Origin of the sequence: Shewanella colwelliana ATCC 39565, assembly GCF_000518705.1 — a bacterium.
Lineage (GTDB): Bacteria > Pseudomonadota > Gammaproteobacteria > Enterobacterales > Shewanellaceae > Shewanella > Shewanella colwelliana.
This window is the reverse complement of sequence record NZ_JAEC01000036.1, coordinates 6,915-22,142: the sequence shown is the minus strand read 5'-3', so window position 1 is coordinate 22,142 and position 15,228 is coordinate 6,915. Positions and strand designations below refer to the sequence as shown.

The 15,228-nt window shown below is 45.6% G+C and carries 12 protein-coding genes and 1 tRNA gene; 6 read left to right on the top strand and 7 right to left on the bottom strand.

All coding sequences use genetic code 11. The annotated features are described in order from the left end of the window. Positions 1-36 precede the first annotated feature (36 nt). The 4 genes from L876_RS0114505 (at position 37) to parC (ending at position 6,013) form a co-directional block, all read left to right on the top strand. Positions 37-615: a YqiA/YcfP family alpha/beta fold hydrolase gene (locus tag L876_RS0114505; RefSeq protein ID WP_028764468.1), complete on the top strand. Its 579-nt coding sequence runs from the start codon at positions 37-39 to the stop codon at positions 613-615. A gap of 48 nt (positions 616-663) precedes the next feature. Continuing rightward, positions 664-2,550 carry a DNA topoisomerase IV subunit B gene (gene parE / locus L876_RS0114500; protein WP_028764467.1) on the top strand — a complete coding sequence of 629 codons (1,887 nt, stop codon included), beginning with the start codon at positions 664-666 and terminating at the stop codon, positions 2,548-2,550. Between the two features lie 89 nt (positions 2,551-2,639). Further along, complete coding sequence (locus L876_RS0114495) at positions 2,640-3,749, top strand: PQQ-dependent sugar dehydrogenase (RefSeq protein ID WP_318964359.1); 1,110 nt, start codon at positions 2,640-2,642, stop codon at positions 3,747-3,749. Then, a complete protein-coding gene (gene parC, locus L876_RS0114490) occupies positions 3,746-6,013 on the top strand; it encodes a DNA topoisomerase IV subunit A (RefSeq protein WP_028764465.1) in 2,268 nt (755 codons plus the stop codon). Before L876_RS0114495 ends, parC begins: the two co-directional genes overlap by 4 nt. A gap of 54 nt (positions 6,014-6,067) precedes the next feature. Here the strand turns inward: parC and L876_RS0114485 are convergent, their stop codons facing one another. From L876_RS0114485 to rsgA, 7 genes are all read right to left on the bottom strand, one after another. After that, on the bottom strand, positions 6,068-6,259 hold the full coding sequence (locus tag L876_RS0114485; RefSeq protein ID WP_028764464.1) for a bacterioferritin-associated ferredoxin: 192 nt from the start codon (positions 6,257-6,259) through the stop codon (positions 6,068-6,070). Between the two features lie 172 nt (positions 6,260-6,431). Then, positions 6,432-7,358, bottom strand: coding sequence for a D-2-hydroxyacid dehydrogenase (locus tag L876_RS0114480; RefSeq protein ID WP_028764463.1), 927 nt, complete (start codon positions 7,356-7,358; stop codon positions 6,432-6,434). A 124-nt stretch (positions 7,359-7,482) separates the two neighbouring features. Further along, positions 7,483-8,196: a glycerophosphodiester phosphodiesterase gene (locus tag L876_RS0114475; protein ID WP_028764462.1), complete on the bottom strand. Its 714-nt coding sequence runs from the start codon at positions 8,194-8,196 to the stop codon at positions 7,483-7,485. Continuing rightward, positions 8,196-11,378 (bottom strand): mechanosensitive ion channel domain-containing protein, encoded by a 3,183-nt coding sequence (locus L876_RS0114470; RefSeq protein WP_028764461.1) that lies wholly within the window; start codon positions 11,376-11,378, stop codon positions 8,196-8,198. Before L876_RS0114470 ends, L876_RS0114475 begins: the two co-directional genes overlap by 1 nt. Positions 11,379-11,527: 149 nt before the next feature. Continuing rightward, complete coding sequence (locus tag L876_RS0114465) at positions 11,528-12,421, bottom strand: DMT family transporter (RefSeq protein ID WP_028764460.1); 894 nt, start codon at positions 12,419-12,421, stop codon at positions 11,528-11,530. 8 nt (positions 12,422-12,429) lie between these two features. Then, on the bottom strand, positions 12,430-13,290 hold the full coding sequence (asd, locus tag L876_RS0114460; RefSeq protein WP_028764459.1) for an archaetidylserine decarboxylase: 861 nt from the start codon (positions 13,288-13,290) through the stop codon (positions 12,430-12,432). A gap of 41 nt (positions 13,291-13,331) precedes the next feature. Next, the gene (rsgA, locus tag L876_RS0114455) at positions 13,332-14,387 is read right to left on the bottom strand and encodes a small ribosomal subunit biogenesis GTPase RsgA (protein ID WP_028764458.1); all 1,056 of its coding nucleotides are present in this window, start codon (positions 14,385-14,387) and stop codon (positions 13,332-13,334) included. Positions 14,388-14,502: 115 nt separating this feature from the next. Between rsgA and orn the strand changes: the two genes are divergently transcribed. Both orn and L876_RS0114445 read left to right on the top strand, forming a co-directional pair. After that, positions 14,503-15,048, top strand: coding sequence for an oligoribonuclease (orn, locus tag L876_RS0114450; RefSeq protein WP_028764457.1), 546 nt, complete (start codon positions 14,503-14,505; stop codon positions 15,046-15,048). Positions 15,049-15,151: 103 nt separating this feature from the next. After that, positions 15,152-15,227 (top strand) — tRNA-Gly (locus L876_RS0114445). Position 15,228: the final 1 nt, after the last annotated feature.

The window sequence follows — 15,228 nt, the reverse complement described above, 5'->3', positions numbered from 1 at the left end:
CGACAGCGTAACGACTCCTAGGATTGATGAGAACATATGCTGCTTTATATACATGGATTTAATAGTTCCCCTGTTTCAGACAAGGGGATCGTGACAGCCCAATATATTGCCAGCCATTACCCTAAGTTGTCTTTTTTTCAGCCTCAACTTCCAGCGACGCCAAAAGCAGCGATGGCGATGTTGATTGAAATTGTCGAAGAGCAAGTCGCAAAGGGCGAGTCATTACATTTTATTGGCTCATCACTCGGCGGCTATTTTGCTAGCTATTTGGTTGAAAACTATGGTGGTAAGGCGGTATTGATTAATCCTGCTGTAAAACCGTTTGAATTGTTCGATGAGTTTTTAGGTGAGCAGTATAATCCGTACACCGATGAGCAATACCAGGTATTACCAGTGCACAAGCAGGAAGTCGCACGATATAATACCCAAGTTATTTTAAATCCAGACCGTTTTTTTGTCCTGTTGCAATCGGGTGATGAAGTGCTCGATTATAAGCAAGCAGTGCATAAATATCATTATTGCCAAATGCTGGTTGAGGCAGGCGGTGATCACAGTTTTATCGGCTACAAGCAACAATTAGATAGGATCTGCCAGTTCCTGTTTCTTGACAAATAGACATGTAGGGCCGCAACATGGCCTGAATAACAATATATTTTGTGTGCTATGACAAACCAATACACCTCAGATGCAATTGAAGTTCTAAACGGGCTAGATCCTGTAAAACGTCGTCCCGGCATGTATACCGATACTACTCGTCCTAATCATTTGGGTCAGGAAGTGATCGATAACAGTGTCGATGAGGCGCTGGCGGGTCACGCAAGTAAAATCGATGTCATTCTTCATAAAGATAACTCGTTAGAGGTTATCGATGACGGTCGAGGTATGCCTGTCGATATCCACCCTGAAGAGGGGATCCCGGGGGTTGAACTTATTCTGACCAAGCTACATGCGGGCGGTAAGTTCTCCAATGATAACTATCAATTCTCTGGTGGTTTGCACGGTGTTGGTATCTCTGTGGTCAATGCATTATCGAGCCGGGTCGAGATATCTGTGCGACGCGGTGGCCAAATTTACGATATGGCATTTGAGCATGGCGATAAGGTCGAAGACTTAACGGTGACGGGAACCTGTGGTCGTCGTAATACAGGCACTCGAGTTCACTTTTGGCCAACTCCTAGCTATTTCGATTCGGTCAATTTCTCCATCCCCAAACTGGTATATTTGCTGCGTGCTAAAGCGGTTCTTTGCCCGGGCTTGCGGATCAAGTTTTCTAATAAGCAAACGGGTGATGTTGAAGAGTGGTGCTTTGAAAGTGGCCTAACTGACTATTTGCAATCTTCGATAAATGGTGCGCTGATGTTACCTGAGGAGCCGTTTATCGGCAGTCTTCAAGGTAATACAGAAGCTGTTGATTGGGCGATCACTTGGTTACCTGAAGGTGGCGATTACCTTAACGAGAGTTATGTAAACCTTATTCCTACACCACTGGGTGGAACCCATGTAAATGGTTTTCGGCAAGGTTTGTTGGATGCAATGCGCGAGTTCTGTGAGTTCCGTAATCTTATTCCACGAGGCATAAAGCTATCGCCCGAAGACATTTGGGATAGAAGCAGTTTTATTCTGTCGATTAAAATGCAAGATCCGCAGTTTGCTGGGCAAACAAAAGAGAAATTGTCTAGCCGTCAAAGCGCTGCCTTTGTTTCGGGAGTGGTCAGAGATGCGTTCAGTCTTTGGTTGAATACCCATACAGATCAAGCAGAAGCCTTGGCTGACATGTGTATTAACAATGCTCAAAAGCGCTTGAAAGCCGCCAAGAAAGTTGCGCGTAAAAAAGTGACTTCTGGGCCAGCACTACCCGGTAAATTAACCGATTGTAGTGGTCAAGATCCGATGCGCGGCGAACTGTTCTTAGTGGAGGGTGACTCTGCTGGTGGTAGTGCAAAACAGGCACGCGATAGAGAGTTTCAAGCGATTATGCCTTTACGCGGCAAAATCTTAAATACGTGGGAAGTTGATGCATCACAAGTGCTCGCTTCGCAAGAGGTCCATGATATCTCGGTTGCGATAGGTTGTGACCCCGATAGTGCCGATATTTCGGAGCTCAGATATGGCAAAATTTGTATTTTAGCCGATGCTGACTCTGATGGTTTGCATATTGCGACCTTGTTATGTGCCCTCTTTGTAAAGCACTATAAGGTGCTGGTCGAGCAAGGACACATTTATGTGGCGATGCCGCCGCTGTTTCGTGTCGATGTGGGTAAAGAGGTTTTTTATGCCTTGGACGAGCCAGAGAAACAGGGCATTTTAGATCGTATTAGTGCTGAAAAGAAAAAAGGAAAAATCCAGGTCACACGATTTAAAGGTTTGGGTGAAATGAACCCACTCCAACTGCGTGAAACCACGATGGATCCAAATACTCGTCGTCTAGTTCAACTGACTATTGATGATGCTGATGATACGATGGCTCTGATGGATATGCTGTTGGCTAAGAAGCGTTCAGGCGACAGAAAGACTTGGTTAGAGACCAAAGGTGATCTGGCACTTTTATAAGCTAACAAATGAGAGATGGTTTGACTCAGAATAATATAATGCACAAAAAAACAATGAGTTGTAGGTTTTCGCTGGCATTGCTATCCCTGATGGCAATGGTTTTTTCTGCCTCTAGCAGTGCACAGAACCAGCCTATTATGATCACTGTCACCAAAGGATTTGGTTTATCGCTATATGCCTCAGACTTAGGCGATGCAAAACAGATGGCTTTTGGTGACAAAGGCACATTGTTTGTTGGGTCACATAAATCTGGCACAATTCAGGCTCTTGTTGATGCAAATGCTGATGGTCGTGTAGATAAGCGTTATGTTATCGCCAAAGGACTTGAGTACCCAGAAGCCTTGGCATTTCATGATGGTGATCTCTACGTCGCCGAAGAAGACCGCATCATTCGCTATGTTGATATAGAGAATCGCTTAAGACGCCCTGGACGTGGTAAAGAGGTCTATGACCGTTTACCAGGTAAAACCAATAAGAGCCATCGCTCAATGCGATTTGGTCCCGATGGGCGATTATATGTTGCTATTGGCGCACCTTGTAACGTCTGTGAGGCGCCAGCACCTTTTGGCAGCATCATTGCTATTGATATTGAAACGGGTAGCAGTGAGCAGATCGCCACAGGTATTCGTAATGTGACGGGGTTTGATTGGTCACCAGCAGATGGAAAGTTGTGGTTTGCTGATTTAGGGCGTGACTGGATGGGTGATCGTTTGCCTCCCGATGAGATTAACCGTGTTGATACCGTCGGTGCGCATTATGGTTTTCCCTATATACATGCCACCAGTGTATTAGAACCTGCCTATGAGAAACCCAAAGGTTTAAAGGTTACCGCTCCGGTATTTGAGTTGCCAGCTCATGTAGCACCAATGGGGTTACAGTTCTATCGCGGTCAACAGTTCCCACAAAAATATCACCAACAACTATTTGTTGCGGAAAATGGTTCTTGGAATCGTTCGAGTAAAATCGGCTATCAGGTCGTCATGCTAACGTTAGATGGCAATACAGTGACCAAGCGACAGACATTAGTGAGTTTTCTGGATGGTGAGTTCCCCGTAGCTAGGCCATATGCCTTACTCACTGGCAGAGATGGTGCCTTATACATTTCAGATGATTTAAAGGGCAATGTATATCGATTATTTTATAAAGATGTCATTGCCGATGAGAGTGAATCGAGTGAACAACAGGATCAAGATGAATGAGTGATGCGATTGATTTAAGTCTCGATGGTGTCGAACAGATGCCGCTTCGACGTTTCACTGAGGAAGCATATTTAAACTACTCAATGTACGTCATTATGGATCGTGCATTGCCACACATTGGTGATGGTTTAAAACCTGTACAGCGTCGTATTATCTACGCGATGAGCGAGCTAGGCCTCTCTGCACAATCAAAGCATAAAAAATCGGCTCGTACCGTGGGTGACGTGCTAGGTAAGTATCACCCTCACGGTGATAGTGCTTGTTACGAAGCGATGGTGTTGATGGCGCAGCCTTTCTCTTACCGATATCCATTGGTAGATGGTCAAGGAAACTGGGGGGCACCCGATGACCCTAAATCCTTTGCGGCGATGCGATATACCGAAGCGCGTTTATCTAAGTTTTCCGAAGTATTGCTAACCGAATTAGGCCAAGGCACAGTTGATTGGGGCGTGAATTTCGACGGCACCATGAAAGAGCCTTTGGTGTTACCTGCTCGCTTACCGCATATTTTACTTAATGGTATTACCGGTATCGCGGTCGGGATGGCGACCGATGTGCCGCCACATAATGTTCGAGAATTAGTCTCTGCGTGTGTTGAATTACTCGATAACCCTAAGGCTGACTTAGAGCGGCTGATGGAACTTGTGCCAGGACCTGACTATCCCACCGAGGCAGAAATTATTACGCCGAAAGCGGATATTGCCAAGATTTATAGCACGGGGCGCGGCTCAATTAAGGCGCGAGCGGTGTATAGCATTGAGGGCGGCGAGATCGTTATTACCGCATTGCCACATCAAGCGGGTAGCGGCAAGATTTTAGAGCAAATTGCCGCGCAAATGCAGGCTAAAAAGCTACCTATGGTAGCGGATTTACGTGATGAGTCAGACCATGAGAGCCCTGTGCGCATGGTTATCGTGCCGCGCTCAAATAGAGTTGACTGCGATCAACTGATGGCCCATCTGTTTGCGACCACTGACTTAGAAAAAAACTTTCGCGTAAACCTCAATGTATTGGGACTCAACGGTCGTCCACAAGTTAAAGGGCTTAAACAGCTATTAACTGAGTGGTTAACGTTCCGTATGACCACGGTTAGGCGTCGTTTAGAGCACAGATTGGAAAAGGTGGTATCAAGGTTACATATCCTCGAAGCCTTGATGGTCGCATTCCTGAATATTGATGAAGTGATTGAGATCATCCGTTATCACGACGATCCAAAATCTGAGTTGATGTCTCGCTTTAACTTAAGTGAAGAGCAAGCTAATGCGATTCTTGATCTTAAATTGCGTCACCTGGCAAAACTCGAAGAGTTTAAGATTCAGGCTGAGCAAAGCGAACTTGCCGCTGAGCGCGAAAAACTGGAGTTATTATTAAGCTCCGAGCGCCGCATGAAGACGTTGATCAAAAAAGAACTACTACAAGACGGTGATACCTACGGTGATGATAGACGTTCACCATTGGTTGAGCGCAGTGATTCAAAAGCATTGACCGAACAAGAGTTAGTGCCTGCTGAAGCGGTAACCGTCGTGTTATCTGAGAAAGGTTGGGTACGTTGCGCCAAGGGGCATGATATCGATCCTACTGCACTCTCTTATAAAGCTGGAGATAGTTTCCTCTGTGCGGCGTCGGGGCGCAGTAATTGCCCCACAGTATTTGTTGGTTCAACGGGGAGGGCATTTGCCACCGATACCCATACATTGCCGTCAGCGCGCAGCCAAGGCGAACCCTTGACGACTCGCTTCCAGTTATCACCTGGCGAAACGATTGAACATGCGTTAATGGGGGAAGAGGGACAATGCTTCCTATTAGCCTCGGACGCAGGTTACGGCTTTATTGGCGATTACAAAGATATGGTATCGCGTAATAAGGCGGGTAAAGCCCTGTTAAGTTTACCGGCTAACGCCAAGGTCTTGCTGCCTAAGCGGGTCGATAAATCGCGTAACGAGTCTATTCTAGCTATTACCAACGAAGGCCGTATGCTGTTGTTCTCTGTTGATGCACTGCCGCAACTGAGTAAAGGTAAGGGTAATAAGATTATTGGCATTCCTAGTGACAGAGCAAAAAGTCGCGAAGAGTTATTAATTCACTTGGATGTGGTACCTGAAGATATGGCGGTTACCTTGTGGGCCGGTAAACGCAAATTGACGTTAAAACCCAGCGACCTTGAGCATTATCGCGGTGAACGTGGCCGCCGTGGTGCTAAATTGCCCCGTGGGTTACAACGTGTAGATAGAGTTCAATTAGGTGAAGATGAACAGGTGTTATAGCCAAGCCTGGTGATAAAAAAGCTGCCAATAGGCAGCTTTTTTATTGCAAAATCGCTAGGCGACTTCGTAAAAATTGGGGGTGACATCGAGACGCGCTTGGATGATTTCGCTTGCCATGCGAGTGCATTTCCCACATTGATTACCAACACCAAGACGTTTTTTTACATCAGCAAGCGATAGGTCACCCTGATCAACGGCTTCTCTAATTTGGGTATCGGTAATAGCATGACACAGGCAAACGTACATATTGGCGCTCTCTTTACTAAGATAATGCCAATTCTAAATGATAATAATTCCCACTACCAATAACTTCTGGTTATAGTCTATCAATAGTTTTTATTTTACCCGTTATTAAAAACTGTGAGCAAAGCCGTTTTCAGCCATAACGGTGTGCGCCATGGCTCACTATGTACCTCAATTAATACCCTCGTTCAAAATTAACGCTATTAGACAGCGATTTGCCATTGAGCAAGTTGTGATAGTTGTTGGCAAATATCTCGACAACTTGTTCTGGAAAGCTCGGTGCTGCGATATGTGGCGTTATGATGACATTATCTAGTGACCAAATAGGGTGCTCTTGAGGTAAAGGCTCTTTATTGAAAACATCTAATATTGCCTGTTGCTGTGGGTGTTGTTGCAATTGGGTGTAGAGCGCATCTAAGTCCAAGACATCACCGCGGCCAAGATTAAACAATAAGGCATCGTCCTTCATGAGACTAAGGTGCATTTTATCCAATGCTCCTTGCGTGTCGGGCGTACTGGGTAAGATGGCTGCGATAGCATCTGCCTGTTGCAAGTGTAGAGGTAGGTTGGCTAAGGTATCCACCTGATCAAAACCCACTGTAGGCTTTGCCCCACGATTAATTCCCGTGACATGCATACCAAAATGTTTGGCTGTTTGCGCGATATGTTTGGCGATACTTCCCGTACCGAGCAGCAGTAGGTTTTGGCCTTGCAATGACTTGAAGTTGCTTGGCTGCCAGATTTTTTCTGCTTGCTGACTCTTATACTTTTGGTGATGTCGTTGATGTGCTAGCAGATAACCAAACAGATACTCACTCATCAGCGGGCCAAAGATGCCTTTTACGTTAGTCAGTTGATAGTCACTGCGTAAACGAGGTTTGACTAATGGATCAACCCCAGCATACGTCGACTGCAGCCAGATTAAGTTCTTGGCATGCCCAACCAACGGAGCCGCTAATGGCGGTTCAGCAAGCCAAATGTTGGCATCTAAGATACTTTTGGGGTCGTCGCCGAGTAATGTCAGGTTGGGGAGGTGGCACGAGGCTAAAAGCTCTCTGTAACGGTTGTTGTCGCTGGTCAGGAGTAAGAGTTTATGTTCCATAGCCTACCTCTTTTATTATTTTTATCAGTCAATGTAGACCGTATCGATAGTCGTGTTATTGCATTGAGTCAGCGACTATTTAGGTTATTGTTCCTAGTAGTCATATCATCTGATGACGCTAAGGCTAGCTTGTTTTCGGATGAGTTAACCTGTCGATGATTGCTTGGCTGACATCGGGATAATTACTAAAGATACCGTCTACACCCATTTTAGCCAAATCTTGAATGTCTTGAGGGTGATCGACTGTATAGACATAGACCATTAGGCCTCGAGCGTGGGCATCGTCAATCAACTCTTGGGTGATAAAGCTTAGGCTGAGATGAATTGAGTAAGCATCAAGGCGTGTTGCGCAGGCCGCTAAGTCATCGGGTATGCCTTCAAGTAGCGGTGCCAGTCTTGCGCTAGGTAATCTTTGTTTTAGCGTGGCTAAAAAGCCATGGTGAAACGAGGAGATTAACAGTTGCTCACTGCGATAGCCGATTTCATTAAGGAGTTTAGGGTATAAGTCGATAAATGGTCCTAAGCTATTGAGGCCTTTAAGTTCAATATTAACCACGCTGTTGTAGGGTTTCAGGTAGCAGAGCACTTGCCAAAGGGTTGGAATGGGTTCTCCATCAACTGTGATGGCTGTAAGATATTCGGGCGATACGTGTTCGATTAAGCCCGTTCCAGAGCTTTTGCCATCCAGCCGACGGTCATGAAACACGTATAGTGTGCCGCCCACGTTATGAACATCGAGTTCTATACTCGTGACATTTAAATCAATGGCTTTTCTCATCGCCGCCAGGGTATTTTCTGGAGCGTAGCCACTGGCACCACGATGAGCAAAGACCTTCATCAGCTTCTTATTAACCCTTGTGTTTCTTTGGCTTGGCCACCGTTGATATGGACCTCGAGTTGCGGATAAGCCAACTCAAGTTTATTTTCGCGCAGCTTTTTGCTGACCTGTTTATGGAGTTTATGTCTGAGTGGCCAGCGGGTACTCATATCTTTAGCATAAGCACGGATCTCGTAATCTTGCGTATGTTTACCAAAACCAGCAAACCAAACCTCAGGCTCTGGGGTCGCAAGCGCATCGTCACACTCCTGAACGGCTTGATAGAGCGCTGCTTCCACACGAGCGGGGTCGGAGTCCCTAGCGACCGAGACATAGACAATCACACGGGTGATTGGATCTGACAACGACCAGTTGATGAGCTGCTCGGTGATAAAGGCCTTATTGGGGACAATAATCTCTTTGCGATCCCAATCTGCGATGGTGGTTGCTCGGATCTGAATCTTAGTGACGGTACCCGTTAGATCGCGGATCGTGACGGTGTCGCCAATACGCACAGGTTTTTCGAATAAAATAATTAAGCCTGAAATAAAGTTGGCAAAGATCTCTTGTAAACCGAAACCTAAACCGACCGATAGGGCCGCCACTAGCCATTGTAGTTTCGACCACTCCATTCCCAAGGTTGAGAAGCCACTTAGCATACCGAAAAAGACCACCAAGTAACGACTTACTGTGGTGACCGCAAAGCCAGTTCCTTGAGTGAGGTCGAGGCGTTGCAGGATCATCAGCTCTAGCAAACCGGGTAGATTGGTGGCGATCATTAAAGAGAAGCCCACAATGATAAGCCCCAAGAGTAGAGACTTAAGCGTGATGGGGATCTGTTGCACTATGCCATCAACAACGCTTGAGGTTGTCCACAGCGTGATGCCATCTAAGAAGGAGAAAATAGCGCTATGGGTCTGGGTCCATAATCCAATCAGGCTGGCTAAGAAGGCCAAAATGAGTAATGACCTCACCAAGCCTAAGGATTGACTCGAAATGGTTTCCAAATCAACGATTGGCTCTTCATAGGTGTCGCCTTGCTCACTGCTTGGTGAATCATCTTCCTTCTCTCGTTGCGCTAAAATCTCGGCCCTTTTCGCTTTAGCTCGGTTAAAGGCGATACGACGGCGCTCAATGAGCATCCATCGCTTGATTAGCTGATACAGCAGCATAAAGCTGAGAGAAAGAATGAGTGATAATTGGAGCTGTAATAGCATTTGAAAGGCGGTGTAATAGTAGCCCCTAAATGCTAATACTGCACAAGTGGGTGGTAGCAATATCAATACGGCCCACAGTAGCTTCTGTAATAGGCGTTTGTTTTTATCATCTTGATGAAAGCTATGTTCGCGCTTTGAGAGCGCTAGAATATCTTTGTAAAACCAAAACAACATCACGGCAAATAAGATAAAGGCGCCACGGCCGATGCTATTACGTATCAATGAGGCTTCTAAAATCTCAGTAAAGCCTATGATGCCGATAATGGGCATGGTGATTAAAGTAAAGCTACGTAGGCGTTCCTGGCCGCCTCTAATCACCTTCTTTTCACCTTTAAAGTGACCAATCAGTACACCGTTATCTAGGGTAAGCAGATAGGTGAAACTGTAAAGGTAGTAGAGCAGGCCAATGGCCAGTATGCCCATCCCGATTGCTGAGACAAAGTTGTACTCTGAGAAATAGAAGATGAGTCCTGCGGTGATCACGGGGAGCGGTTTGATGGCGCTGTAAAGTAGCGAGTTTATCAGGGCACTAAAAGTGTAGATAAACTTATCCTGAGTAACGTTACCAACAAAAGCAAGATTATTGGCCATTGATTGGTTAAATCTCGGGGTGAGTAAGTCTTGCATCATCAGACATAAAACCAACAAAATTATCCACCAAGACCAGACAGTACTTTGTAAGTTGACTGATTCCGATAGCTGTCCTAAAGGCGCTTGAGTCATTAACCACTGGCTACTCTGAAGTAGGTCGACAAACCAGCTTCTATCAATACTATTAGCGTTGGCGACCCAGAATAGATGTTCATTTAAGGTGGTTTTTAAGGTTCTGTACTGTTGACCTAGCTGTTCGTATAACAGTCTTAAATCAGCCAAATCACTAATGTAGAGGTCATAGTTATCCAGTAACTGATTTTGAAGCAACTGTTGCGATGTCAGTAATTTGCTTTGCAGGGCCGTATGATTTGAGGAAGCGTAGCCATTGTTAAGCCCTTGTTCCTGCTCTACTTGGTATCTTGCAATTCGCGCATTAGCAATTTCATTGATGACAGCATTCTGATTTGGCGGCTTCGGCAGTGACGACAAAATACGCAGAAAACGTTCACCAAAGGCCGAATTAAGTTTTACTAGGGCGATCTGCTGTTGGATGTTTGTCAGCTGTTTAGCCTGAAACTGGTACTGAGTTTCAGCTTTTTCTTGATCTGTCGCCGCCTGATTCATTTTGAGAGTCAGCGCTTGTAGTTGTAGTCCATACCGTTGATTTTGTTCATTCAGCTCGATTGCGACAACATCGTTAGTCGATGCCGTTTCAATTTGACTCGCCGCAATGGTCGCTGCCGTTGTTTGGTGGCGCTGGTCGGCGATGGCGCTATTAAGCTCTTCAATGAGTCGCTCTTGCTGCAACAGTTGACGGCGAACCAAGGTGAGTTGTTGCTGGGCTATGCTTATCTGTTTTTGACTGCTGGCGAGCTCTGATTCCAGCGTAGACAAGGTCTGTGCATACAGACGCTTTTGTGCATGACTGAGTTCATCTTCATTGTTATTGGTGGCTTTTTTATGTTGTATCACCAATTGATTGGCGTCACTGATAAGCTTGGGCAGTAATTGTTGCCGCTTTATGAGCTCGTTAATCCGCCCACCGAGATCGGTTTCTATCTCTTTTAGTTCAGACAAGCGTAGGTATGACATTGATGCTTGCTGTGACAGATCTTGCTGGGGGCTCCATATCAGCCGGGTTAATGCTTCGTCTAGTTGACCAGTAAGGTTACTGCGCAGCGTGTTGTATTGGTGGAGAAGCTGTTCATTGTTGGCCTGCAGCGCCTGCTGTTGCGCTATCTGCTGCTGAATATGTGCCAGTTGTTGTGCCGGTGTTTTGGTTTCAACCGTACTATTTTGGCCTAGCCCGAGTTGTTTATTGAGCGACAACGGAGAGTTAGCTTGGACGCTAAAAGTCGCTAGTAAAAAAAGAATCAGAAAAATACGTAACATAAGCAGCTTTGGCATTTCCATTAATGTGCTAAGGGGCAGAACTATCTTACCAATATAGGTTGAAAATGATATGTGTGTATGAGGAAATTTAGTCGGTTAAGTTAACAAAATGGCTGTGTTGAAATCGTTACTCTTAGTATTGGAAATGATTAGTCATTGGTGCGCTGTTGCTGCCGAGATTGCTTATGGCTTTGCTGGGTCTCGTAAACTGCGGTAATGACGACTAACAATCCGCCGATGACCGTTTTTAATTCTAAGGTTTCTCCCAGTAGTAACAGTGCTAATAGCGCTCCATAAAGTGGTTGTAGACAGGAGACTAGGCTAACTGTTTTGGCACTTAGCTGGCGTAATGCCGAAGTGAATAGCGCGTGAGGGGCTGCGGTAAATACAACACCTAGCAGGAGGATGAGCCACCAAACATGCTGTTCGATACTGCTAATTTCTACCTCATGCCATGGGAGTAAAAACAGCACGGCTACCAAGGTTTGATAGAACATAGCTTGGGCTCCGCTGTAGCTAGCGAAGTATCGTTTGTGGAGAAGGTTTCTGGCGGTAAAAAACATGGCAGACAGCACGCCAACAGCAATACCTAGCGTGACATCATTACCTAATGTTGCTTCAGGAATAAGTAGCCCAACGCCAATTAGTACCACGAGTCCACTGATCAAATCAGCACGTTTTAGTCGTGTCTTAGTGAATAGAGGCTCAATTAATACTGTCATCACAGGGTAGGTGAAAAAGGCAATCATACCGATTGCAACGGAGGAGAGTTGCATTGATGCGAAATAGGTAACCCAGTGTAGACTGACGATAACGCCGAGACCAATGGCGACAAAATAATCTTTTTGGCTATTGAGGCGTAGACGCGACCCCATACTTTTTACAAGCAGTGCAAGGACAATGGCGGCAATAAAACACCGCAGTAGCGTGATATCGAGGGCACTAAGTGGGATCAGTTTAGAAAAAAGCGCCGTACCACCAAAAAGTAATACGGCTATATGTAGTTCTAGTAACCCAGTGCGGTTGTTTAGTTGATTGCTCAATCGTTTCTCTAATCTATTTTAGCGAAAGCTTGTCCCATACGTGTGACAGCTTTTGGCTCTACGCCATCGGCAAACGCTTCTATTGCATCTTTTGCAAACAACATTACAACCGTGCTACCGAGTTTGAAGCGCCCCATCTCATCGCCTTTCTCAAGCGTTAATGCATCAGGACCTTGGGTTGGGTAATCCCACGTAAACACTTTCTTGCCTGTTGGTGGGGTGACAGTACCAGCCCAGACGGTTTCAATGCTCGCTACAATCGTTGCTCCGACTAAAACCATTGCCATTGGGCCAATTTCAGTTTCAAAGATCGCCACTACCCGCTCATTGCGTGCAAATAAGCCCGGTACATTTTCAGCGGTCAACGGATTGACTGAAAAGAGCTCACCAGGAACATAGGTCATTTTAGACAGGGTTCCCTTTATTGGCATATGCATGCGGTGATAATCTTTTGGAGCCAGATAGATGGTAGCAAAGTCTCCGCCTTCAAATCTTTTGGCATCATCGGCTTGATCGCCTAAAAGCGCAAGTGATGAATATTCATGACCTTTCGCCTGAAAAATACGCCCCTCTTTTATTGGACCGCACTGGCTGACGGCGCCATCTACTGGGTGAACGATATAGTCATCGTCGTCACAGAGTGGGCGGATCCCTGGCTTAAGTGCTCGAGTGAAAAAAGCATTGAAGCTCGCATAGGACTCTGGCGCACTATTGGCCGCTTCACTCATGTCAATTTTGTATTGCTTAATAAACCACTTAATCACCGCCGTAGTTACAGCGCCGAGTTCAGCTGCAGCGAGCTTACCAACCAAACGCGATAACAGGTGTTTTGGCATGATGTATTGTAAAGCAATTTTTAGTTTGTCCACGTTACTTATCCTTCAAATACAATATAGCTATTTTATTGTTCTTAATCGGTATCACTGCGGAAGTGACGGGCATGTCTTTGTTCATCTAGGCTATCGATGATCTTGTGGTAATTATTATACCTATCTTCAAAAATCTTGCCGTCTGCATAGGCTTCAGTGATTGCACAGCCTGGATCTTGCTTGTGCTTACAATCTCTAAACTTACAGGTGCCTATGTAGTCTCTAAATTCAACGAAACACCAACCGACCCGTTCAGGGGGCAGATGCCACAAGGCAAACTCTCGTACCCCCGGTGAGTCGACTAAATCGCCGCCACTAGGGAAATGCAACAGTTTTGCTGTGGTAGTGGTGTGCTGTCCAAGCCCCGAGTTTTCAGAGACATCGCCTGTTAATAATTCTGCATCAGGCATTAATGCATTAATGAGTGATGATTTACCCACACCAGATTGCCCAACAAAAACACTGACTTTGTCATTAAGTAAAGCCTGTATCGCATCAACACCTTCACCAGATATACTGCTAACCTTGAAGACTTGGTAACCAATTGCTTCATAGCGCGCTAATGCTGCCTCTACTACTGGAGCCTCTTCCTCACTGAGTAGGTCAACCTTATTCAAGATGATGATTGGCGAGATGCCAGTGTCTTCAGCGGCAACAAGGTAGCGATCGATAATTTGTGTTGTGAAACTAGGTACGACCGACGATACGATGAGAATTTGATCAATATTTGCCGCAATAATCTTGATGCCATCATACATGTCTGGCCGAGAGAGTGATGAGTGTCGAGGATGGACTGCTTCGACTACGCCAGCAATCGTGGCTGTGGTTTCGATGGCCTGTCGAACGATAACTTTGTCACCGGTGACTAAACTTTGAATATTGCGTCGAATATTACAGCGAACTTGTTCGCCGCTCTCTGTTTCAATGTCGGCATGTTGGCCAAATCGAGAGATCACGGTTCCGAGCTGTTCTGGTCCTAGTGAGCTATCCTGTAACTCAGCAGTACTTGTTCCAGCTTCTTGGCGTTGTAGGCGTTTTTCATGATTAGCCCGCATACGACGGCGTTGACCTTGGCTTAGGGGTTTCTTTTTACTCACAGTGGCATCATCGTCAAAATAAAGGTTATTTTGTGTCGTCTAAAAAAGCAGTATGATACACGGTATCGAATAAAAAAGCCTGAATTTAGGCAAACCGCAATGATAAGGCAGATATATGGCTGCAGATGAAAGTAATCTGATTTGGGTTGATTTAGAGATGACTGGCTTAGACCCCAGCATTGACCGAATTATTGAGATAGCAACTATCGTAACAGACAAAGAGCTCAACATATTAGCTGAGGGGCCAGTGATTGCGATTCATCAATCAGATGAAGCGCTTGCCGTGATGGATGATTGGAATCAAAAGCATCATGGTGAATCTGGGTTGATTGAGAGGGTCAAAGCGAGTCAAGTTACTGAGTCGCAGGCGATTGAGCAAACAATTATGTTTTTGCAAAATTATGTTCCCAAGGGCGTTTCACCCATGTGTGGTAATAGCATTGGCCAGGATAGACGCTTCATGAATCGTTATATGCCAGAGCTAGAAGATTATTTCCATTATCGCAATATTGATGTGAGTTCGGTTAAGGAACTCGTGAGGCGTTGGAGCCCTGAAGTCATGGCCGGGTTTAAAAAGAGAGGCACTCATCAAGCGCTCATAGATATTCAAGAATCGATTGCTGAATTGCAGTTTTATCGTGACAAAGTATTTAAAATTTGAGCAAACGGTACAATTTTTTCAAGAAGGGGTTGCGAAGAGATGAAATTCTCCTATAATGCGGCCTCAACTTTTTGCTAGCGACGCTGTTAGCAAAGCTTGAAATGCGACATTAGCTCAGTTGGTAGAGCGATACCTTGCCAAGGTATAGGTCATCGGTTCGAACCCGATATGTCGCTCCAA

Bases quoted from the DNA above. Each gene is read 5' to 3' on its own strand.
- L876_RS0114505 (WP_028764468.1), top strand. From the start codon at position 37: ATGCTGCTTTATATACATGGATTTAATAGTTCCCCTGTTTCAGACAAG.
- parE (WP_028764467.1), top strand. From the start codon at position 664: ATGACAAACCAATACACCTCAGATGCAATTGAAGTTCTAAACGGGCTA.
- L876_RS0114495 (WP_318964359.1), top strand. From the start codon at position 2,640: ATGGCAATGGTTTTTTCTGCCTCTAGCAGTGCACAGAACCAGCCTATT.
- parC (WP_028764465.1), top strand. From the start codon at position 3,746: ATGAGTGATGCGATTGATTTAAGTCTCGATGGTGTCGAACAGATGCCG.
- L876_RS0114485 (WP_028764464.1), bottom strand. From the start codon at position 6,259: ATGTACGTTTGCCTGTGTCATGCTATTACCGATACCCAAATTAGAGAA.
- L876_RS0114480 (WP_028764463.1), bottom strand. From the start codon at position 7,358: ATGGAACATAAACTCTTACTCCTGACCAGCGACAACAACCGTTACAGA.
- L876_RS0114475 (WP_028764462.1), bottom strand. From the start codon at position 8,196: ATGAAGGTCTTTGCTCATCGTGGTGCCAGTGGCTACGCTCCAGAAAAT.
- L876_RS0114470 (WP_028764461.1), bottom strand. From the start codon at position 11,378: ATGTTACGTATTTTTCTGATTCTTTTTTTACTAGCGACTTTTAGCGTC.
- orn (WP_028764457.1), top strand. From the start codon at position 14,503: ATGGCTGCAGATGAAAGTAATCTGATTTGGGTTGATTTAGAGATGACT.